This window comes from Campylobacter sputorum subsp. sputorum (assembly GCF_008245005.1).
GTDB lineage: Bacteria > Campylobacterota > Campylobacteria > Campylobacterales > Campylobacteraceae > Campylobacter_F > Campylobacter_F sputorum.
Window position 1 is genome coordinate 943819 of the sequence record NZ_CP043427.1, and the last position, 23325, is coordinate 967143.

Below are 23325 nucleotides of genomic sequence, written 5' to 3' on the forward strand. Positions count from 1 at the left end.
ACCGCTTAATATATAGTTTAGTTTTACCATATCATTTTTTATAGATTCAAGACTATCATTTGCTTTTGATAACTCTTTTGAATTTGTTTCAGCATTTTCAACTGATACACTAATATCTTGTATTATCTTTTCGCCATCTTTTGTTACGTTATTTACTACAGCACTCTCTTCTTCAACTTTTTACCAACTGCAAGTGAAGTTTGAGATAGTTCATTTGCAACAGAAGCGTTTTCAGAACTTGTTGCTTTTGAATTTACTATGAGTGTTTGAATTTTTTGTATAAATGTATTTACATCTTTGCCAATCTTAGCTATTTCATCTTTTCCTGTTATATTAACTCTTTTGAATTTGTTTCAGCATTTTCAACTGATACACTAATATCTTGTATTATCTTTTCGCCATCTTTTGTTACGTTATTTACTACAGCACTCTCTTCTTCAACTTTTTTACCAACTGCAAGTGAAGTTTGAGATAGTTCATTTGCAACAGAAGCGTTTTCAGAACTTGTTGCTTTTGAATTTACTATGAGTGTTTGAATTTTTTGTATAAATGTATTTACATCTTTGCCAATCTTAGCTATTTCATCTTTTCCTGTTATATTAACTCTTTTTGTTAAATCACCCTCTCCAACTGCTAAATCTTTTATCATTAGTCCTAAGCGGTTTAGGGGTTTGAATAAAAATGCCAAAACCAAGATAACTATGCCCAGAGTTAAAACAATGAAAACAATTGATAGAATTCCTAAGATTTTACCCAAACTAGTTACTTTTTCATAAGCAGTATCTATATCAATTGCTACAATTACTACCCATTGACTAAGCGGTTCTGTATCGAAAAATAGGATTTTATCGCGTCCATCAATTTGATAAGAAAATGTGCCTTTATCTTTTGCATAGAATTCTTTTACCATATAAGAAAAATTTGGTAAAACTTCTTCAAATTTCTTACCAACTTCATTTTCGTCTGCATAACCAATAATCATTCCATCTGAGTCTAAATATCTGGCACTAGCACCTTTTAATTTAAAAGATTTTGCAAGATTTGAAATATTATCTAAGGCAATATCTATAGCCAAAACACCCATAAATTTACCATTTTTACTATATGGCGCAGAAACAGTAACCGTCATTTTTTTAGTTAGTGTATCAGCATAAGCACTAGAAACAACAACTTTATTTGCTTTTTTCGCATTTACATACCAATCTCGTGTTTTAAAATTGTAACTAGCATCAGGAACCCAATCAGTAGAATCAAAATATCGCCCATCTTCTAATCCCATATACATCGTTACTACACCAGAACTTTTAGCTGAACCTTTGAGTATCCTTAATACTATATCATTATCAATATAAGGCAACTCATTAAATGTATCAAGCACTGAATTTAGTTGTATAACTCGATTTTCTATCAAATGAGAAACTATACCTACGCTATCACTAACTTTTGCTTTAAGCTGCTCTTCGATATTATCATGTAGTATATTTGCACTATTTGTGTAACTAACAAAGCTAAAAATTCCATATCCTAAAATAAGCAATGTGCCTATTGTCAAATAAACTTTTTGTTTAAAACCCATTGTTAATCCTTATTAATTTGTATTTTAAAATCAATATTTTATTGAAAAGTTAATAAAATATTGATAAAATTTATTAATCCAAAATATAAAGAAAACAAAATGGCAAAAACAAAAACAACGATATTTGAGTGTGAGCATTGTGGCAATCAACAAAACAGATGGCTTGGAAAATGCCCAGAATGTGGTGCTTTTAATAGTTTTGTAGAGTTAAAAGCAGATCAAATAAAAGCCTTAAAGGAAATTTCTAAAATTCACATTAGCACTTCAAAAGCAAAACCTATCAGTGAAGTTGAGATAGAAAAAATTTCAAGACTTAGCACAGAAGATGAAGAGCTTGATTTGGTTTTAGGTGGCGGTGTTGTAGAAGGTTCTTTGGTGCTTATTGGCGGAAGTCCTGGGATTGGAAAATCAACCCTACTTTTAAAAATAGCTTCAAATTTAAGCAAAAATGATAGAAATGTTTTATATATAAGCGGCGAAGAAAGCGAAAGTCAGATTAAAATGCGAGCAGATAGGCTTAATGCAATAAATAAAAATCTATTTTTATTAACAGAAATTTGCCTTGAAAATATCAAATCTGAACTAGCAAATAAAGAATATAAAATTATCGTAGTTGATAGCATACAAACACTTTATAGTGAAAATATAAGCTCAGCTCCTGGAAGCGTTTCACAAGTAAGAGAGATTACATTTGAACTTATGCGTATAGCAAAAGAAAAAAATATATGCATTTTTATAATCGGACATATAACAAAAGAAGGTAGCATTGCGGGTCCAAGGGTGCTAGAACATATGGTTGATGTAGTTTTGTATTTTGAAGGAGATGCGAGTAAAGAACTTAGAATTTTAAGAGGATTTAAAAATAGATTTGGATCAACTAGCGAAGTTGGAATTTTTGAAATGAGTCAAAATGGTTTAATACCTGCAAAAAACATCGCAAGTAAATTTTTTACAAGAGGTAAAGCAATAAGCGGAAGTGCAGTAACCGTCATAATGGAGGGCTCTCGCCCATTAGTCGTAGAAATTCAAGCTTTGGTTTGCGAAAGTTCATACCCAAAAAGAAGCTCAACAGGATATGATAGAAACAGACTTGATATGATACTAGCTTTGCTTGAGAGAAAAATAGAGCTTCCTTTGGGGCATTATGATGTTTTTATAAATGTTATAGGCGGAGTTAAGATAAATGAAACCGCAGCAGATCTTGCCGTGGTTGCTGCGATAGTTAGTAGCTTTAAAAACAGACCAATAAGTAAAGAAACTATTTTTATAGGAGAAGTTAGTTTAAATGGGGAAATAAGAGATGTTTATAACTTAGATATAAGGCTAAAAGAAGCAAGTATACAAAAATTTAAAAATGCTATAGTCCCACTAAAAACAACATCTAATAGCACAATAAAAACTTTCATAGCAAAAGAAATAAATCAAGTTTTAGACTGGATGTAAATTTAATAAATTTTATAGTATAATCTAAGCTTTTTAAATAAGGAAAATTTTATGGATTATGATGTAATTGTTGTTGGTGGCGGTCATGCTGGGATAGAAGCTAGTATGGTTGCTGCAAATATGGGCAAAAAAACTCTTCTTATAACTATTTTAGCAGAACAAATTGGTGCGGCAAGTTGCAATCCTGCAATAGGCGGACTTGCAAAAGGACATCTTGTAAAAGAAATTGATGCACTTGGCGGAATTATGGGACTTACAACAGATAAATGCGGCATTCAATTTAGAGTATTAAATGAAAGCAAAGGACCGGCAGTTAGAGGCTCAAGAGCTCAAATAGATATGGATAGATATAGAGTTTATATGAGAAATTTACTTTTAAGCACTCCAAATTTATCCATAACTCAAGAGATAGCAACCCAAATTTTAACTAAAAATAATGAAATAATAGGCGTAAAAACTCATCTTGATAATATATATAATTCATCAAAACTGATTATAACTACCGGAACTTTCTTAAACGGACTTATACATGTTGGATTTAATAAACTAAAAGCAGGAAGAGTTGGTGAGCTAGCTTCAACATCACTTTCAAGCTCATTAAAATCACTTGGATTAAATATGGGTAGGTTAAAAACAGGAACTTGCCCTAGAGTATTAGCCTCAAGCATAGATTTTTCTGTGTTAGAAAAACAATGCGGCGATGAAAAAACAAAACCTTTTAGTTTTAGAACTAAAAATTTTAATCCAACACAACTTCCTTGTTATATAGCTTATACAAACCAAATCACGCACGATATAATTCGCTCAAATTTTGATAGAGCTCCGCTTTTTACCGGTCAAATCGAAGGTGTTGGCCCAAGATATTGCCCTAGCATAGAAGATAAAATAAATCGTTTTGCAAACAAAGAAAGGCACCATCTTTTCATAGAGCCACAAACAAAAGAAGCCACAGAGTACTACATAAATGGCTTTTCAACAAGTCTTCCTTATGATGTGCAAGTTTCTATGCTTCGCTCTGTCAAAGGCTTTGAAAATGCGGTAATTGTAAGACATGGATATGCTATAGAATATGATTATGTAGATCCGCTAGAACTAACACACACACTTGAGACTAAAAAGATAAAAGGACTTTATCTAGCAGGACAGATAAACGGAACAACTGGATACGAAGAGGCAGCCGCACAAGGTTTAATGGCTGGAATAAACGCTTCTTTGGCTTTGATGGATAAAGATGCTTTAGTTTTAAGAAGAGATGAGGCGTATATAGGTGTTTTGATTGATGATTTGGTAACAAAAGGCACAAAAGAGCCATATAGAATGTTTACAAGCAGAGCGGAATATCGCTTGCTTTTAAGAGAAGATAACGCTCATCTTAGACTCCATTCATACGGATATGAACTGGGCTTGATAGATGATGAAACATATCAAAAAACACTGCGTTTAAAACAAAATTTAGAACAAGGTTTAAATATCCTTACAAATAAAATAATAACACCTACAAATGAGATAAATAACTTTTTGCAAAGCATAGACGAAGAAAAAATCAACGATAAAATATCTCTTCAAAAAATAGTTGCCAGAAAAACATTTACGCTTGAGAAATTAAAAAAATTAGACAAATTTTTTGAAGATTTAGATGAAGAAAGTTTGGAACAAATTTTAACAGAAGCGAAGTATTATTTTTATATAAATATACAAAAAAAAGAAGTAGAGCGTATGAAAGATATGGTAAATATAAAAATTCCAGATAATTTTGATTTTAGAAGTGTTTCTGGGCTTAGTAATGAAGTAGTTGAAAAGCTGGAAAAATTCACTCCTCCTACGCTTTTTGCAGCAAGTGAGATAAGTGGCATTACTCCAGCAGCTATAGACATACTTCAAATTTATATAAAGCTTTATAACAAAAGAAAGAAAGAAAAGTAAATATGGATTATAGAAATTTAAAAAATCCTATTGTAATGAAAATAGTTCAAAACGCCATAAAATTTGACAATGATTTGTTAAAAAATGAAGAAGTGGTAAAAATACTTTTAAAAAAAGAAAAAATTAAGCTAAATGAAGATGAACAAAAACTTTTAGAAGAGATATTTGAAAAACTTCATTTAGCCAAAGACAACATACAGCTCAGTAAAAATTAGCACTTTTTAGATATGCAAGATAAACATGGAAATTTTATAAAAAACAATATAACCTGTGCTATCATCATTATTTTCATTACAAGTTCGCTTGCACTATGAATTTGTTTAAACTGCTCATTTTGAGTAGCTTCTACTCCTATTTTTTGAGCTTGCAAAATATATTCTGTGAAATAAAACACAAAAGATAAAGCCAAAACTAGTATAATAAAACTAAGTGCAAATGATGATACTTTCTTATAAAAACTACTATCAAATTTTAAATTTATGATCTCATAAATAAAACTTACAGCACTCACGCAAAGCAAAACATAGTTGTATTTCACGAAAATATTACTCATCAATTGTCCGCTTTGAAAATGCGTTAAAACGCCCTCGCCTATTATATTTTGCGGGAAAAATATAACTGGAGCTAAAAATGCACCAATTGACACTTCAATTCCTATAACCATAGCCAATAAAAAAAGATATATATTTAAAAATTTCATTTTTTTCCTTTGTTTAACAAGTTGTCAAAATCATCTTCACAAAGCCTATATTTTCTCCATATTTTTAAATGTTTTGCACCTAATTTTTCATAAAAATTTATGCCAAGTTCATTTGTATTAAGGCAATCCCAATCAATCCTACCAAATCCATTATCTTTACAAATTTGTATAAGTTTTTCAAAAATCTTGGTTGCAATACCCATTTTTCTATACTCTTCTCTAACATAAAGATCTTCTAAAAAAATACCACCTTTACCTAAAAAAGTTGAAAATGTAATAAAATAAAAAGCACAAGCTACCATTTTATCATCTATCATACAAACTAAACACTTTGCATAATTTTTTTCAAATATATTTTTTTTAAACTCAATTTTATTAAATTTTATCCCATCGCTAAGATTTTCATACTCTGCAAGTTCGTCTATAAGTATCAACAACTCATCAAACTCATTTTCTTTTATCTCTCTTATTTCAAACATTTTCTCTCCTTGCAACAAATCCTCTATCAAATCCAGCCAAATCTTTATAAAACTCAGCTTTAAATCCAAATTTTATTAGCTTTTCTTGTAAAGATTTTTTCTGATCATAGCCCATTTCACAAGCTAAAAAATTTGTCCTATTTGCTGAAATTTCTATAATTTTATGCAAAATTTCATCTCCAATTTCGCCTCCAATTAGAGCTTCTTTTGGCTCATTTAAAACCCATTTATCAAGTTTGTATGAGTTTGATATATAAGGCGGATTTGATATAACAAAATCAAAATTTCCATTAATTCTATCAAGCAAAGATGTATTTACAAACTCAACATTTACACCATGAGTTTTTGCATTACAAATGGCAACTTCAAGTGCTATTTTACTGATATCTGTTGCGATAATACTAGCATTTTTAAGGTTTTTTGCAAGGATTATAGATATAATGCCAGATCCAAAACCTATCTCACAAATTCTAGGTGAGTTTATATTTGAGAGTAAATTTATAGCTTTTTGTATCAAAATTTCCGTTTCAAATCTAGGTATCAAAACACCTTTTTTAACAAAAAAATTTAAACCATAAAACTCGCAACTATTAGTTATATATTCTAACGGTTCGCCATTAGCATATCTTTTTATGAGTTTTATATAACCATCTTCGTCTTTTATAATTGTATTTGAATTTAAAAAAATCTCTTCAAAACTCAATTTTGTATGAAATTTCATAAGTTCTTTTGCTACAAAACTAGAATCTGTTAAATTCTCGCCTATTTTCAAAAGTTCTGAAATTTTCAACTCTCTAGCCTACTTATGCGTTCATAAAGCGTTGGATGAGAGTGATAAATAGCAGAGTAAAGTTTATGCGATATAGGAAAAGCTTTGTTTTCACTACCAAGTTTTTTAAGTGCATTTATCATATCGTTTTTACTTTTCATATTTGCACCAAATTCATCTGCATTAAACTCATTATTTCTACTAAGTTTTGATATGATTGGCTCAAAGATAGCTGATAATACAGGCGAAAAAAGTAAAAATACTATTATAATTCCAACTCCGTCATCAACAATACCAAGTGAGTTTATAATAGAATTTGGAATATGAGAAAAAACAAAAAACATAACAAAAATCATAAAACAAGAAATTGTAAGCATTTTTAATATATCTTTGTGTTTGAAATGCCCAAGTTCGTGTCCTAAAACAGCTAAAATTTCCTCTTTTGATAATTTTGCAATAAGAGTATCAAACAAAACAACTCTTTTTGTAGAGCCAAGACCACCAAAGTATGCATTTAATCTAGCGTCTCTTTTGCTAGCATCCAAGACAAAAACACCCTTACTTTTAAATCCACAACTTTGTAAAAGTGAATTTATAGATGAACTTAAATTTTCATCTTGCAATGGTTTTATCTTATTAAAAATAGGTGCTATTAAAGTAGGATAAATAAGCTGAATAATGAGTAAAATCACAAAACTAGCTACAAATGCCCATATCCACCAAGAAGAGCCAAGTGTTTTAAAACACCATAATATCATAGCAATAAAAAGCCCGCCAAAAACAATAAGTAAAAGAAGTGATTTTATATTGTCTTTTGCAAAAAGCATTGGCGTTGTTTTCGAAAATCCTAGTTTTTTATCCTTTACAAAAGTTCTATAAATTTCAAGTGGTAAAGTAAGCAAACTGCTAATTATCAAAAAAGATAAAATATAAAGTGTTCCGCCCAAAATTGAGCTATGATCTTTTATGAATATATTTAAGATATTTAGTCCAACAAAAAGCCAAAACATTATCAATACAAACGAATAAATACTCTCTATTATAGAAAATTTTTGATTTATTATAGCAGTATTTCCAGCTCTTTTATAATCATACTCATTAAGAACCACTGGATTTTTGTTAATATTTTCTTTTATAAAATTTATCTCTAAAGTTGAAAGATAAATTTTATAAATCGTATATGTAATGTATATAAAAATTAAAGTAAAAATCACTATTTTTCTCCATTTTTTAGGCAATCCTATCTAAATTTGATAAATAGTTTTAAAATCATTTTAAAAAGTTATCATAAAAACTGCTAAAAAATACAATAATTATCAAAATAGGTATAATAAATTTAATATAAAAAAACCAAATATTAACAACTCTTAAGCTAAATTTTGTACCAAGCAAAACTTCTGCTTTAGCCTCATCTTTTAAAACCCAACCAACAAAAATGGCACACAAAAGAGATGTTAAAATAAAAAATATCGTCGCACTTATGGTATCAAACGCGTCAAATATATTTTTTCCAAATATACTTATATCATCTAAAATATTTGTAGCCATTAATGATGGCAAATTTCCAAATACAAAAATTCCGCCCAAAACTAAAGCAATAGAGTTATTTCTTGAAATTTTTGTTTTTTCACAAATAGAAGTAATCAAAACCTCATAAATAGGCAAAGATGTAGTAAGTGCTGCTATCATTAAAAGTGAAAAAAATGCAACAGCAAAGAAATTACTAAAAATCATATTTGAAAACACAATAGGCAAACTTTTGAAAACCAAACTTGGTCCACTATCAGGCGAAAGCCCAAAACTAAATAAAGACGGAAATATCATAAAACCAGCAACAACTGCTATAACTGTATTTAAAATACCTGTTGCTACAGATGTTTTTATAAGATCTATGTCTTTTTTTAGATAGCTAGACATTGTTATCATAACACCAAAACCTAAAGAAAGTGCGAAAAATACCTGACCTAAAACATCCACAAAAAGTTTTAATGTGATTTTTGAAAAATCAGGTGTTAAATAAAATTTAATGCCATCCATCGCACCATCTAAAGTTATATTTCTTAAAACCATAACAATCATAAGCAAAAACAGAATTGGCATAAGAATTTTTGCCGCATTTTCTATACCTCTTACAGCTCCAAATTTAAGTATAAAAAAGTTTATCAAAACAAAAATAGTAGTAGATATAGTTATGGCAAATGGATTGCTAACTATATTTTTTTCATAAAAATCTATGGTTAGCTCTTTGCTAATAACTCCATTTGATAGATTAAAGTCTCCAAAAATTATAGAATAAATATACTCTAAAACCCAACCACCTATAACCATATAGTAAGCCATAATTCCAAATGCACCAAGCAAACCCATATATCCAGCTATCTTCCAGAGCTTAGATATATTTTTACCATTTGCTTGACCGCCAAAAGCATCAACTGCATTTACACGAAGTCTTCTACCTATGGCATTTTCAACAAGTATCATTGGGATACCGATTAAAATCATTGCTATACAAAAAACTAGCACATAAGCTCCACCACCATTTAATCCTGTAAGGTATGGAAAACGCCAAGTACAACCAAAACCAACAGTTGCACCAGCAACTGCTAGAATATAAGTAAATTGAGAACTCCAAGTTTGTCTATGTTTCATATCATTGCTTTTAAATAATTAGCTTTCCATGTAGTTTTTAAGTTTTCTACCAACTTTTGGATGTTTTAGTTTTTTTATGGCTGAACTTTCTATCTGCCTAACACGCTCTCTTGTTACATTAAGCTCTTTGCCTATTTCCTCAAGAGTTCTATCACTCTCATCTTCCATAAGTCCAAAACGCATTCTAATAACAGATCTTTCTCTATCATTTAATTGATCTAAAACTTCATCAATTTGTTCTTGCAAATCGCCCTTTAAAATCTCTTCCATAGGCGAAAGTGAGCCTCTATCTTCTACAAAATCCCCAAATTTACCATCATCTTCATTTCCGATTGGTGCTTCTAAGCTTATTGGTTCTTTTGTGATTTTTATAACTTGTTTTACTTTATCAACACTAAGTCCAACTTCTTTGGCTATAGTTTGAACATCTGGCTCTTTGCCTGTTTCTTGTAGGTATTTTCTATTTATTTTATTTATGCGATTTATAGTTTCTATCATATGTATAGGAATTCTTATAGTTCTTGCTTGATCCGCAATTGCCCTAGAAATCGCTTGTCTTATCCACCAAGTAGCATAAGTTGAAAATTTATAACCCTTTTTGTATTCAAATTTATCAACAGCTTTCATAAGACCGATATTTCCCTCTTGTATGAGGTCAAGAAACGGAAGACCGCGGTTTGTATATCTTTTTGCTATACTTACAACAAGACGCAAATTTGACCTAGCCATTCTTCCTTTTGCTTCATCTGATATATTTTTACCTCGTTTTATCTGTTCTAAAATTTCTTTAAGAAGTTTTGGATCTAGGTTAAAACCTTGTTTGCTAGCCTCTTTTGTTAAAAAAAGTTTTTTTATCTCAACATAAGTTGAAACCATTGTAGTTTCTGGAACTCTAGCAGCTATATCTTCTTTTGAAAGTTTAGTGATATCTTTTAGTATTGATTTATGATTTTTTTTGAGTTCTGCACTAAACATAGGAAGTTTGTATTCAAGTCTTTTTAACTCTTTATCAAACTCATCATCACTCTTTAAAGCTGTTTCCATAGATTTTACAATCTCTGTTATAAGCTTACTTGTAGGGCCTAAATCCATAAGTTTTTCTTTTAAAATTTTCTTTTTAAAGCTAATTGAAAGTTTTGATAATAAATCATCAGCTTCTTCTACTGTTTTTTCTTGTTTTGCAATTATTTTTAGCCAATCTTTTTTAGCTTTTTCAAGTGCTTTAAAGCTCTCTGTTACTTTCAAAGCCCTTTTATCAAATTTTTTAGGAAGTTCTTTTTTTACACCTTCTTCGTCATCACTATCAAATTCTTCATCATCTTCGTCATCTATAACATCTTCTTCGTCATCATCTTCGCCTATTTTATCATTATCAAAACTTTTAAAAAGCTCTTTTACTCTTCTTTCTCTATTAATGAGAGGATCTTTATACTCTAAAATAAAATCTATCAAAAAAGGAACAGAACAAAATGCATCTATGATTATATCTTCTCCAAGTTCTATTTTTTTGCTTATTTCTATCTCTTCATCTTTACTAAGAAGTGAAATTTGACCCATTTCGCGAAGATACATTCTAACAGGGCTATCCGATCTACTCCATTCCAAAAGATCATTTTCATTTGATAGATTAAATTCCTCTTCCAAACTTTCACTTTGAATCTTTTGTCTTTGTGCTTCTGCTTTTTTAGCATCTTCTAAATTTTTCATTTTTGCAACTTGAGCTGCACTTATAAGTTTTACTTTATAAGTTTTACTCAAAGATTCTATTTTTTTTGCAATGCTCATATTTGGTGCTTTATCAAAAAGTCTAATTAATTTCTCAAATGTTATATACCCTTCTTTTTCATTTTCTTTAAATAACTCTTCTAACTGTGAATTCAGTTCTTTTATAGCACTCATGAATATTCTCTCCTATGCAAGAATTAAAATCTAATATTTTATACAAAATTTAATAAATATTACATTAAAACGACTAAAAATTTTAATCAAACTAAAATAAAAACAATATTTATGCGATGTTAAGTTAAAAATAAATTTAATATATTTTAGATAAAATACTACTTCATTATAAATTATTTCAAGGGGTTTTTCATGTCAAAAAATATTAAAAAAGTAGTTTTAGCTTATTCTGGCGGACTTGATACTAGCATTATTTTAAAATGGCTAGGCGATAATTATGGATGCGAAGTTGTTACTTTTACAGCAGACATCGGACAAAAAGAGGATTTAGAGCCTGTAAAAAATAAAGCTATGAAACTTGGTATAAAACATGAAAATATTTTTGTAGAAGATTTAAGGGAAGAATTTGCAAAAGAGTATGTATTTCCGATGTTTAGAGCAAATACAGTTTATGAGGGCGAATACTTACTTGGAACATCAATTGCTAGACCTCTTATCACAAAAAAACTAATAGAAATAGCAAAAAAAACAGGAGCCGATGCGATCAGCCATGGTGCAACCGGAAAAGGAAATGATCAAGTTAGATTTGAACTTGGTGCGTATGCACTAAATCCAGATATCAAAATAATTGCTCCATGGAGAGAATGGGATTTAAATAGTCGTGAAAAACTTCTTGATTATGCACAAAAAAATGGCATAGATATAAGCAAAAAACCAGGAAAATCTCCATATTCAATGGATGCAAATTTACTTCACATATCTTATGAAGGTCTTGTTTTAGAAGATCCTGCTGCAAAACCAGAAAATGATATGTGGAGATGGACAAATAGTCCAAAAGATGCTCCAAATGAAAGTGAAACTATAACTATAGAGTATGAAAATGGCGATCCTATTGCGATCAATGGCAAAAAAATGAAAGCACATGAAATTTTAGAAACATTAAACGAACTTGGTGCTAAACATGGAATTGGCAGACTTGATTTAGTTGAAAATAGATATGTTGGTATGAAATCAAGAGGCTGCTATGAAACACCAGGTGGCACAATTATGCTAAAAGCTCACAGAGCTATTGAAAGTCTTACTTTAGACAGCGGTGCTGCACATTTAAAAGACGAAATAATGCCAAAATATGCAGAACTTATCTATAATGGTTATTGGTTTTCACCAGAAAGAAAAATGCTTCAAGCACTTATAAACGAAAGTCAAAAACATGTAAATGGTGTCGTAAAACTTGAATTATATAAAGGAAATGTTACCATAATAGGCAGAGAAAGTAAAAATGATAGCTTGTTTAATACAGAATTTTCAACTTTTGAAGAAGATGTTGTTTTTGATCAAAAAGATGCAAATGGATTTATAAAATTAAACGCTTTAAGATTTATAATAGCTGGAAAAAACGGAAGAAAAATTTAACAAAAAGGATTATTTTATGAAAGTTTTACTGATAAAAGATGTGAAATCTCTTGGAAAAGCAGGAGAAATAAAAGAAGTAAAAGATGGATATGGTAATAATTTTTTGATAGCAAAAGGTTTTGCAAAGGCTGCAACCACAGAGGTTTTAAGAAAATATGAAGCCGATCAAAAAAGAAAAGCCGAAGAATTAAGATACGAGATTGAAAGTGCTAATAAACTAAAAAATGAGATTGAAAAAATCACGCTAACTATAAAAAAACCTATTGGAGAAAATGGGTCTTTATTTGGCTCTGTTACAAAAGATGAGATAGCAAATGCACTTGATGAACAGCACAAATACAAAATAGATAAAAAAAGTTTTGATATAAGTGAACATATAAAAAGCACTGGGATTTATGATATAAAAGTAAAATTAGGTAATTCTATAAGTGCAAATTTAAAAGTCAATGTGGAGGGCGAATAGGTGTTTCACGCTACAACAATACTTGCTTATAAAGGTAAAAATTGCTCTGTTGTTGGAGGAGATGGGCAAGTTACTTTTGGAAATACGGTTTTAAAAGGTAGTGCAACAAAAATAAGGCAAATAGGCAAAAACAAAAGCGTTCTTGCTGGGTTTGCTGGAAGCACTGCTGATGCATTTAATCTTTTTGATATGTTTGAACAATGCTTAGACTCAGCAAAAGGCGAACTTGAAAAAGCTGTAATAAATTTTAGTAAAGAGTGGAGAAAAGATAAATATCTTAGAAAACTAGAAGCTATGATGCTTGTAGTTGATAGAAAAAACATATTTTTACTAAGCGGAAACGGAGATGTTGTAGTTCCTGATGATGAGAAATTAGCAGCTATAGGAAGCGGTGGAAATTATGCACTCTCAGCAGCTAGAGCACTAGATAAATTTGCAAATTTAGATGAGGAAGAGCTTGTAAAAGAGAGTTTAAAAATAGCTGGAGAAATTTGCATTTATACAAACAATAACATAAAAACTTTTACAATCAAGGATGAAAAATAATGATTTACACGCCAAAGCAAACTGTTGAGTTTTTGGATCAATACATAATCGGACAAAAAAATGCGAAAAAAACCATAGCAGTTGCACTTAGAAATAGATATAGAAGAATGCAACTTCCAAAAGAACTTCAAGATGATATAATCCCAAAAAACATACTTATGATAGGCTCAACCGGAGTAGGAAAAACTGAAATTGCAAGAAGATTATCAAAAATGCTTGCACTACCTTTTATAAAAATAGAAGCTAGTAAATACACTGAAGTTGGCTTTGTAGGTAGAGATGTAGAATCCATGGTAAGGGATTTAGCAGCCGCAGCAGTAAATTTAGTAAAACATGAACACATAGAAAAAAATGCCGATAAGATAAGTGAATATATAGAAAATAAAATCATAGAAAAACTTCTTCCCCCACTTCCAAAAGGAGCTAGCGAAGAAAAACAAAATGATTATAAAATAAGCTATGATAAAATGCTTGAAAAATTTAAAAACGGAAAACTCGATGATTTAGATATCGAAATAGAGGTTAGTGAAAGCACAGTTCAACCAGATGCGTCTCTTCCGCCAGAAATGGCATCAATACAAGAAAATTTTATAAAAGTTATAGGAATAAGCAGTAAAAAAGTTAAAAAAGATATGAAAGTAAAGGATGCTAAAATAGCACTTAAAAACGAAGCTAGTGATAAAATACTAGATATGGAAAGCATAAAAATAGAAGCTATAAAAAGAGCAGCAAACGAAGGTATTATCTTTATAGATGAGATAGATAAAGTAGCAGTTTCAAGCTCAAATTCAAATCGTCAAGATCCAAGTAAAGAAGGCGTTCAAAGAGATTTACTACCTATAGTTGAAGGCTCTAGTGTAAATACTAAATTTGGTATTTTAAACACAGATCATATACTTTTTATAGCTGCTGGAGCATTTCATATAAGCAAACCAAGTGATTTGATACCCGAACTTCAAGGCAGATTTCCGCTTAGAGTAGAACTTGATAGTTTGGACGAAGACGCACTTTATGATATATTAACAAAACCAAAAAATTCTCTTTTAAAACAATACATTTCGCTATTAAAAACAGAAGATGTTGAGCTTAAATTTGACGATGATGCCATAAAAGCTATAGCAAAAATAGCAGCAAATGCAAATAACAAAATAGAAGATATTGGTGCAAGAAGGCTACATACTGTTATAGAAAAAGTTCTTGAGGATATAAGCTTTGAAGCCGATGAATACAAAGGAAAATCAGTTATCATAACAAAAGAAATGGTAGAAGAAAAACTGCAAGATATTTGTGAAAATGAAGATTTGGCAAGGTATATACTTTGAAAAGCGGCTTTGTAAGCTTAGTTGGCAGAACAAATTCCGGTAAAAGTAGCCTGCTTAACTATCTTTTAAACGAGAAAATAGCTATGGTTTCTCATAAAATAAATGCAACAAGACGCAAAATAAGCGGAATTGTAATGCATGAAAATAACCAGATTATTTTCACAGATACTCCAGGACTTCATGAAAGCAACAAAACGCTAAATTCTTTTATGATAGATGAAGCTAAAAAAATGATAGGTGATTGTGATTTGATACTATTTCTTGCATGCATTCATGATTCATTGCAAAACTATGAAAAGTTTTTATCACTTGAGCGAAAAAATCCGCATATATTAGTATTAACCAAAATAGATGAAGCCAATGATAAAAAGATATTACAAAAAATAACAGAGTATCAAAAATACCAAAATGAATTTTTATCCCTAATCCCGATTAATACAAAAAAACAAATTTTTAAAAAATTGATACTAGATGAGATATGTAAATTTTTGCCAACTCATGAATACTACTATGATCCGCAAATAATCAGCACAAATAACCAAAAAGATATTATAAGAGATCTTATCTTAGAAGCTGTGTATGAAAATGTAAGCGATGAAGTGCCTTATGGTAGTGATGTGAAGATTGATAAGATTATAGAAAAAAACGATATAATTGAAATTTATGCCACCATATATACTGATACAAAAAGTCATAAATCCATATTAATCGGTAAAAATGGCGAAACTTCAAAGCGCATAGGAATAACATCAAGAAAGACAATATCTAACTTTTTACAAAAAAAAGTATTTATAAATTTAAATATACATATAATAAAAAACTGGACAAAAAATATAAATTTAATAAAAAATTTAATATAGTTAAATTTTTATTTTTATATGTTAAGTTTTATTTTTTTTTGATATAATATCATAGAAAGTTAATAAAAATAAAGTTTGGAATAATGCTAAAAAAAGAAAACACAAATAAACATATAATAACTATTGATGTTGCAGAAAATACTGCGTTTAGTTTTAAAGAAAACAGAGCTAGCATGCATGACTTGTTGCAGCCGCCCGAAAAAAATGACTTTTATATATCTTATTTACCCTATAACGAAGCAAAAGCAAACACTATCATAGAAATTCCAAGTTCTACTCCAGAAGAAGACATAGCAAACACTATAACTATAAAAGCATATGAAGAACAGAATTTAGATCCAAACGAAGAGTATAAAATTTCCTATACGGAAGTTTTAAATACAAACAGTCAAGATGTTAGAATTTTTAATATATTTGTCATAGAAAACTCAAAACTAAATACTATATTTTCAAAGATTGTTGATAAAAAGAAATATATAGATTATATCGCATATGCACCACTTTTAGTAAAATCCTTATATACTAAAAATATTTTGCCAAGTAGCAGTTGTGATTGTTTTATAGTTATGATGAAAAACGAAGCTTTTTTAACTATATATAACAACGCAGAATATATTCACTCTAGATCTTTTAGATATTCTTTAAGATATTTAAGCGAAAAATATGCAGAATTAAATGCAAGCAGAATTAATGAAGAATCATTTTTTCAAACTCTTATGCAAGATGGACTAAATAATAGTGATGAAAATTTACATCAAATTTTTGAAGATATGATTTATTATATGTCAGATCTCACAAAAAATATATCTAGAATGCAAAATATCTCTATTAACAATATCTATATATACACAGATATAGGAAATATACCGAAATTTAACGAATTGGTAGAAAATATAACAGAAATAAAAACTAATGATTTTTCTTTTGATATAACAATAAATTCAAAAACATTAAAATTAAACATTTTTCATAATCTTATGTTTTTAACAGCACAAGACTACATCGAACATAAGGATGATGAGTTTAACTTCTCGACATTTTTAAGACCACCGCCTCTTTTTCAAAGAGACTCAGGAAAGCTTATATTAACGATATTAGTAGCCATTTTACTTTCTACTGGTGTTCCTGTTTATAATTATATAAGTGCTTTTGTCTTAAATTTACAAACAAAATATATGAAAGAAGAGCTTTTGATCAAAGATGCTAAAAAAAGACAGATAGAAATACAACTAGCCGCAATTGCAAAAGAGCAAGACGATGTTGATAAAATAATACAAGCAGAAAACGAAAAGCTAGAATTTAGAAAAAAGCTACTAAACGAACTATATAATAAAAAAGAAAATTATCCTATGAAAAGTATTGCATTACACAATCTATCAATACTTATCAACAAATACAATACAAAAGTCTATCAGATAAAAAATACAGATAACAATCTAACAGTTACTATAAGAAGCGATAGCGATACGAAATTAACAGAGCTTATAAAAGAAATAAGCAAAACAAAATCATATTCAGTATCTACAAAACAAATTGCATTAGATGAAAACGATACAAGAACATATGAAAGCAATGTTACTATAAGGATAAATCAGTGAATAAAATATCATATATAGATAAGATTGATGACTATTTTTCTCTAAAAACAAAAAATGAAACTTCTTTGATATTTATGGGAGTTTTTTTAATTGTTGCTTTTATTTTTTACATATTGCTTTTTGACTCTTCTATTTATGAGATAGAAGATGCTCAAAAAAACTATAATGCTACATACAAAAACCTAACAAATACAAACCAATATCTAAAAAGTGTTTCTCAAAATAATGATGATAATTTTTTAGTAAATCAAAAAATATCGGCTCTTAATAACTCAAAACAAAATTTACAAAGCATAAAAGATGCAAACAAATATTTTGACGATAAATTAACAAAGTTATCTTATTTACTATTTAATGAACAAAATTGGACTATATTTTTAAACACAATTACAAATTTAGCAAATGAAAACAGCATAAAAATACAAAAAATAAAAAATGAATTTAAAATGCTAACTCCACAAAAAATAGAACAAGCTTTAAATATAAGCATAGATTTAGAAGGTAAATTTGATAATATTTTAGAGTTTATAAATTCCATAGAAGAATCAAAACTTATAGTAGATATTCATAAAATGGATATAGTAGCCACACAAAACAATCTTAGCGGCAAAATAGATATTTCTGTATGGGGAGTAAAATATTAACATGAAAAAAATAGTAAATATTTTTATATTTTTAATCCTTGGTTTATCTTTTTCATTTGGTGCTCAAAACGATCAAATATCAGATATGATAAAGCATTACGAGGGGCTTTTCAACTCTTTAGATAAGGCTAGAAAAGGCCTTAGTAATGAAGAGCTAAGCAAGTCCGTAGATCCATTTATAAGTATAAAAAATACACCCATAACTACTTATGATCAACCATCCGTAAATGTAGAGCAAGAGCCAGAATACGCTTTGTATGCTATATTAAACAACAGAGCAAAAATAAATAATACTTGGTATAGCGTTGGCGATGATGTTAGAGGATACAAATTAAATGCTATACTAAAAAATAGTGTCAAACTCACTAAAAATAGTGAAACTTTAATTTTAAATTTAGTAAAAGGAAACGAGAATGTCATTATCTCACATAATTAAAAAAAATAAATTGATATATATAGTTTGCGTTTTATTTATGACAACTTCATTATATGCAAATTGCGAAAACAGGCTTTTTAACCTAAAAGTAAGCAAAAAAGTAACATTAAATGAAATTTTAAACCAGTTTTCAGATATGTGTAATTTTAGTATAATCACAAAAGACCAGAATGCAACTATGTTGCTAAATAATGAAGTTTCTGGTATAAATATAAAAAATTTAAAACTAGATCAAATTTTTAATTTACTTCTTGCAGAAAAAAATATTAATTATAATTTTGATAAAAATATTTTAAAAATTTCATCACTAGATACAAAAACATTCAAAATAGACTACATTACTTCAATAAGAGAAGGAACTGCTGTTATAAAAGCTTCTGTTGACTCAGCTCCGGTTGAAGTTGGAGAAGAAGATAAAGTCAATAATAGCAGTAATAATAACTTGGAAAACCTAGATAACTCTATAAAAACAACAGAAAAATTTGATTTTTGGGCAAATTTACAAGCTGAGCTTTTAGCTGTTTTAAATAATGGATCAGAAAGTATAAAAGCACCAATGCCTATTGTAAATCAAAATGCAGGACTCATAACCGTAACTGGTACAAAGTCTCAACTAGATAGAATAGAAAAGTATATAAAACTTATGCAGCAAAGACTTAAAAAACAAGTCATATTGGATGTTAATATTATATCTGTTGAGCTAGAAAATGAGTATAAAAAAGGAGTTGATTGGAGTAAATTCCAAATAGGATTTAATTCATATTTAGGAAATGACCCAACAAAACCAAGCGGATACACTTGGGGAAATAGAAATGAAAGACCAGTTATAACAAAAGGTCCAAAATATGACAATGGTATATTAAGCGAAGCTGGAACTTGGGCGTGGGACACATTTCTTGGTCTAAAATCTAGCCAATCAAATGGTGCTTGGCGAATAGGCGCAAATGTAAATTTTAACCTTGATGGCGTTTTAAATTTCCTAGAAACAAAAGGGAGAACAAAAGTAGTATCTAGTCCAAAAGTTATGACTCTAAATAACCAACAAGCTTTGATAACAGTTGGAGATAATATAAATTATAGAGTTCAAGAAGAATCAACAAACGATAATACTATAGGAGGAAGAACTAATTTTACTTGGAAACAGTATTCTGTTTTTATAGGAATTTTATTAAATATCTTACCTTCTATTAGTGATGATAATAAAATAATGCTTAGAATCAACCCATCTTTAAGTAACTTTAAATACGACCAAGACAACGCATATCAAGGAAATTTAGAACCTAGAGTTATAGCTCCTGATACATTGCAAAAAAAACTTTCTACTGTAGTTCAAGTAAATAACGGCGATACAGTTATCATAGGCGGTCTTATAGGAGAAACAAAAGGTAAAGATAACACAAAAGTTCCTTTTTTGGGTGATTTGCCATATATAGGAAATCTTTTTAGTAGTACAAGAGATAAAGTTAGCACAACTGAGTTAATATTTTTAGTTACACCAAGAATCATAGAAACTACAAGCACTCCAGTTCAAGAAACAGTAAGGGAATTAGGTTTTTCCAAATCTTTAATCAATCAGTAATTATATAAAGCTATAATTCATTATAGCTTTATATTTAGGAGGCTTTAAATGAAAGAGAGTTATCAAACACTTATAAATCAACTTATAAAAGATGAAAAAATCTCGCAATCTCAGCAAGAAGAAATTTTTGTCAAACTAGAAAACAGTGATAATTTTGAGCATATTATAACCGAATATATAAGCAAAGACGATTTTATAAATGTTTTAGTTGAACTATACAGAAGACAAAGAATAGACATAGGTAATATCGGTAATGATTTTACTCAAGATATAAAAGAATTTTTAAAAATAGTCTCAAATAGATTTAAATTTACTTTTTATAATCTAGATAGCATTGATATAGACTATAGAATATCAGAAAAAACAAATTTATCTCAGCTAAAAAAATTTGGTGCCATGCCAATAAAAGAAGATGAAATAAATGTCTATGTTGCTTTTAAAAACCCTTTTGATATAAATTCACAAGATGCGATACAACATCTTTTCAACAGAAAACTACTTAAAATAGTAGTAGCAGATCCAACACAAATAGATAAATATTTAAACAAAGCAGAATTAAATGAAAATATAAAAGGTATTATAAACGAAATAAGAAAAGAAATCTCAAGTTCTGCAAATGATGATAGCACAAATGCTAGTGGTATATTAAGACTGATTGAAATTATTTTAAAAACATCAATAACATCAAGAGCAAGCGATATACATATAGAGCCAACAGAAACAAATTGTATAGTAAGAAGCCGTATAGATGGAATGCTAACAGAACTTTTTATATTTGATAAAGATATTTATCCACCTATGGTATCTCGCATGAAACTACTTTCAAACATGGATATAGCAGAAAGAAGAAAACCGCAAGATGGCAGATTTTCAGCCCAAATTTTAGACAAAGAGTATGATTTTCGTATCTCAACTTTGCCTGTTTTAAATGGTGAAAGTATAGTTTTAAGGATACTTGATAAATCAAAAGTTATAATTAGTCTAGATAATCTAGGAATGCATCCTCAAAATTTATCCAAATTTAATAATGCTATGAAATCGCCTTATGGCATTATACTTGTAACTGGACCAACTGGTAGCGGTAAAACAACTACATTATACGCTGCACTAAATGACTTAAAAAGCATAACAACAAAAATAATCACGGTCGAAGATCCAGTTGAATACCAGCTAAATATGATTCAACAAGTTCATGTAAATGAAAAAGTTGGACTATCTTTTGCTTCGGCTTTAAGATCGATATTAAGACAAGATCCAGATATCATAATGATAGGCGAGATTAGAGATCAAGAAACACTTAGGATAGCTATACAATCAGCACTAACAGGGCATTTAGTTTTTTCCACATTACACACAAATGATGCAATATCTGCTATTCCAAGAGTTATAGATATGGGGATAGAGCCTTATTTGATAAGTGGATCCATAATAGGCATAGAAGCTCAAAGGCTTGTTAGAAAATTATGTCCTCATTGCAAACAACCTATAAATTTACCAGATACTACATTAAAATCTATAGAAAAATACCTTCCACAAAATTATCAATTTTATAAAAATATAGGTTGCGAACACTGTTCACAAACAGGGTATCTTGGAAGAGAAATGATAAGCGAAATTTTACCGATAAGCGATAAAATGTCTAGTTTGATTGCATCAAATGCTTCAAAAGATGATTTAAAGCATATAGCATACGAAGAAGGATTTATAGATATGTTCCACGATGGAATTTTAAGAGCAGCTAAAGGAATAACAACATACGAAGAAATTTTAAGGGTTGCTAAAACATGAAAATATATGAAGTAGAATACATTAAAAACAATAAAAAAAATAAGATAAAACTAAGTGCAGAAAATAGAGCTCAAGCTATAAATATAGCCAAAAAAAGTGGAACTATAACAAAAATAGGCGAAATAAAATCAACTTCATTATCCGTTCAATTTGAAGAAGGCAAAGATAAAATACTTAATTTTATATCAGGATCAAAGGTAAAAACACCAAATTTGATTGCATCTATAAGACAATTAGCCGTTATGATAAATGCTGGTATTCCTATCACAGACTCAATAAAAGAAATAGTAGCTTCTAGTGAAGATAAAAAATTAAAAAATATTTTTGCATCTGTTAATGAAATGCTAGATAATGGACAGAATTTTGCAGATTCCATGGAAAAATACAAAGATCAAGTTGGAGATATAGTTATTGCTATGATAAGACTTGGAGAAAATACTGGTAAATTAGCAGAATCTTTAAATAATCTAGCAAATATACTAGATGATGTTTGGAAAAATAAACAAAATGTCAAAAAGGCTTTAAGATACCCTACTATTGTTATAATTGCTATAGCCGGAGCTTTTACTTTTTTAATGTTAGTAATAGTTCCAAAATTTAAAGCTATATTTGACGAACTTGGTGCAAATTTACCACTTCCAACCATACTTCTTTTAAAAATTGAATATGTCCTTAGTAATTATGGTATTTTCATACTTGCTGCATTATTTTTGGCTTTTGTATTTGCAAAACACCAATACAAAACAAACGATAAATTTAGAGCATATTTTGATACATTTATAATAAATAAAGTTTATCTTATTAAAAATATACTATTTTATTCTAGCATGTATAGATTTAACTTGATTTTTGGAGAGCTTATTAATGCTGGTATTCCTATATCTAAAGCACTAAATACAGCTACTATGACTATTCCAAATTTTTATATAAACAAAAAACTATCTTCTGTTAGCACATCTATACAAAATGGAAAGAATTTTACTCAAAGTATAAAAGAGACAGAACTTTATGAAAGTATGTTAGTTCAAATGATAAAAGCTGGTGAATTAGGCGGTAATTTAGAAGGAATGATGGAAAAAGTAACAGCTTATTATAAAACTAAATTTGATGATATTATAGAAAATATATCAAGCTATATAGAGCCGATATTAATACTTGCGATAGCTGCTATGGTTGTATTGCTTGCACTTGGAATTTTTATGCCTATGTGGGATCTTGGATCAGCCGTAAGAAGCTAA

Annotated in this window: 21 protein-coding genes; 14 read left to right on the forward strand and 7 right to left on the reverse strand. The window is 29.2% G+C overall.

Annotated features, from left to right (window positions below):
• Nucleotides 1-328 precede the first annotated feature (328 nt).
• Nucleotides 329-1576 carry a methyl-accepting chemotaxis protein gene (locus CSPT_RS04720; RefSeq protein WP_089182544.1) on the reverse strand — a complete coding sequence of 416 codons (1248 nt, stop codon included), beginning with the start codon at nt 1574-1576 and terminating at the stop codon, nt 329-331.
• Nucleotides 1577-1675: 99 nt separating this feature from the next.
• On the opposite strand from CSPT_RS04720, the gene radA reads away from it, so the two are divergent.
• Genes radA through CSPT_RS04735 form a run of 3 tightly spaced genes read left to right on the forward strand, consistent with a single transcriptional unit; the run spans nt 1676 to nt 5157 of the window.
• Nucleotides 1676-3019 (forward strand): DNA repair protein RadA, encoded by a 1344-nt coding sequence (radA, locus tag CSPT_RS04725; protein WP_089182545.1) that lies wholly within the window; start codon nt 1676-1678, stop codon nt 3017-3019.
• A 51-nt stretch (nt 3020-3070) separates the two neighbouring features.
• Nucleotides 3071-4942 carry a tRNA uridine-5-carboxymethylaminomethyl(34) synthesis enzyme MnmG gene (mnmG, locus tag CSPT_RS04730; protein WP_089182546.1) on the forward strand — a complete coding sequence of 624 codons (1872 nt, stop codon included), beginning with the start codon at nt 3071-3073 and terminating at the stop codon, nt 4940-4942.
• 2 nt (nt 4943-4944) lie between these two features.
• Nucleotides 4945-5157, forward strand: coding sequence for a hypothetical protein (locus tag CSPT_RS04735; protein WP_089182547.1), 213 nt, complete (start codon nt 4945-4947; stop codon nt 5155-5157).
• Here the strand turns inward: CSPT_RS04735 and CSPT_RS04740 are convergent.
• From CSPT_RS04740 to rpoD, 6 genes are read right to left on the reverse strand one after another with little or no spacing between them, the layout of a single operon-like run.
• Nucleotides 5154-5642 (reverse strand): DUF4149 domain-containing protein, encoded by a 489-nt coding sequence (locus CSPT_RS04740; RefSeq protein ID WP_089182548.1) that lies wholly within the window; start codon nt 5640-5642, stop codon nt 5154-5156. The genes CSPT_RS04735 and CSPT_RS04740 overlap by 4 nt on opposite strands.
• Nucleotides 5639-6121: a GNAT family N-acetyltransferase gene (locus CSPT_RS04745; RefSeq protein WP_089182549.1), complete on the reverse strand. Its 483-nt coding sequence runs from the start codon at nt 6119-6121 to the stop codon at nt 5639-5641. Before CSPT_RS04745 ends, CSPT_RS04740 begins: the two co-directional genes overlap by 4 nt.
• Complete coding sequence (gene prmC / locus CSPT_RS04750) at nt 6114-6911, reverse strand: peptide chain release factor N(5)-glutamine methyltransferase (protein WP_089182550.1); 798 nt, start codon at nt 6909-6911, stop codon at nt 6114-6116. Before prmC ends, CSPT_RS04745 begins: the two co-directional genes overlap by 8 nt.
• Nucleotides 6908-8104 (reverse strand): M48 family metallopeptidase, encoded by a 1197-nt coding sequence (locus tag CSPT_RS04755; RefSeq protein ID WP_089182551.1) that lies wholly within the window; start codon nt 8102-8104, stop codon nt 6908-6910. The genes prmC and CSPT_RS04755 overlap by 4 nt, the downstream gene beginning before the upstream one ends.
• Nucleotides 8105-8159: 55 nt before the next feature.
• The gene (locus CSPT_RS04760) at nt 8160-9539 is read right to left on the reverse strand and encodes a sodium-dependent transporter (protein ID WP_089182552.1); all 1380 of its coding nucleotides are present in this window, start codon (nt 9537-9539) and stop codon (nt 8160-8162) included.
• A gap of 18 nt (nt 9540-9557) precedes the next feature.
• Nucleotides 9558-11438 (reverse strand): RNA polymerase sigma factor RpoD, encoded by a 1881-nt coding sequence (gene rpoD, locus CSPT_RS04765; protein WP_089182553.1) that lies wholly within the window; start codon nt 11436-11438, stop codon nt 9558-9560.
• A gap of 192 nt (nt 11439-11630) precedes the next feature.
• Here rpoD and CSPT_RS04770 point away from each other — a divergent pair, with 192 nt between their 5' ends.
• From CSPT_RS04770 to CSPT_RS04820, 11 genes are all read left to right on the forward strand, one after another.
• Nucleotides 11631-12851: an argininosuccinate synthase gene (locus tag CSPT_RS04770; RefSeq protein ID WP_089182554.1), complete on the forward strand. Its 1221-nt coding sequence runs from the start codon at nt 11631-11633 to the stop codon at nt 12849-12851.
• Between the two features lie 16 nt (nt 12852-12867).
• Nucleotides 12868-13314 carry a 50S ribosomal protein L9 gene (gene rplI / locus CSPT_RS04775; RefSeq protein WP_089182555.1) on the forward strand — a complete coding sequence of 149 codons (447 nt, stop codon included), beginning with the start codon at nt 12868-12870 and terminating at the stop codon, nt 13312-13314.
• Complete coding sequence (gene hslV, locus CSPT_RS04780; RefSeq protein WP_089182556.1) at nt 13315-13860, forward strand: ATP-dependent protease subunit HslV; 546 nt, start codon at nt 13315-13317, stop codon at nt 13858-13860.
• Nucleotides 13860-15182, forward strand: coding sequence for an ATP-dependent protease ATPase subunit HslU (gene hslU / locus CSPT_RS04785; protein ID WP_089182557.1), 1323 nt, complete (start codon nt 13860-13862; stop codon nt 15180-15182). The genes hslV and hslU overlap by 1 nt, the downstream gene beginning before the upstream one ends.
• Complete coding sequence (gene era, locus CSPT_RS04790; RefSeq protein WP_089182558.1) at nt 15179-16042, forward strand: GTPase Era; 864 nt, start codon at nt 15179-15181, stop codon at nt 16040-16042. Before hslU ends, era begins: the two co-directional genes overlap by 4 nt.
• An 83-nt stretch (nt 16043-16125) precedes the next feature.
• Nucleotides 16126-17640, forward strand: coding sequence for a hypothetical protein (locus tag CSPT_RS04795; RefSeq protein WP_089182559.1), 1515 nt, complete (start codon nt 16126-16128; stop codon nt 17638-17640).
• Nucleotides 17637-18284 (forward strand): type 4a pilus biogenesis protein PilO, encoded by a 648-nt coding sequence (locus tag CSPT_RS04800; protein ID WP_089182560.1) that lies wholly within the window; start codon nt 17637-17639, stop codon nt 18282-18284. The genes CSPT_RS04795 and CSPT_RS04800 overlap by 4 nt, the downstream gene beginning before the upstream one ends.
• Nucleotide 18285: 1 nt before the next feature.
• Nucleotides 18286-18720 (forward strand): hypothetical protein, encoded by a 435-nt coding sequence (locus CSPT_RS04805; RefSeq protein ID WP_089182561.1) that lies wholly within the window; start codon nt 18286-18288, stop codon nt 18718-18720.
• Nucleotides 18698-20299: a pilus (MSHA type) biogenesis protein MshL gene (gene mshL, locus CSPT_RS04810; protein ID WP_089182562.1), complete on the forward strand. Its 1602-nt coding sequence runs from the start codon at nt 18698-18700 to the stop codon at nt 20297-20299. Before CSPT_RS04805 ends, mshL begins: the two co-directional genes overlap by 23 nt.
• A 48-nt stretch (nt 20300-20347) precedes the next feature.
• Nucleotides 20348-22087, forward strand: a complete 1740-nt coding sequence (locus CSPT_RS04815; protein ID WP_089182563.1) for a GspE/PulE family protein — start codon at nt 20348-20350, stop codon at nt 22085-22087.
• Nucleotides 22084-23325: a type II secretion system F family protein gene (locus tag CSPT_RS04820; protein ID WP_089182564.1), complete on the forward strand. Its 1242-nt coding sequence runs from the start codon at nt 22084-22086 to the stop codon at nt 23323-23325. The genes CSPT_RS04815 and CSPT_RS04820 overlap by 4 nt, the downstream gene beginning before the upstream one ends.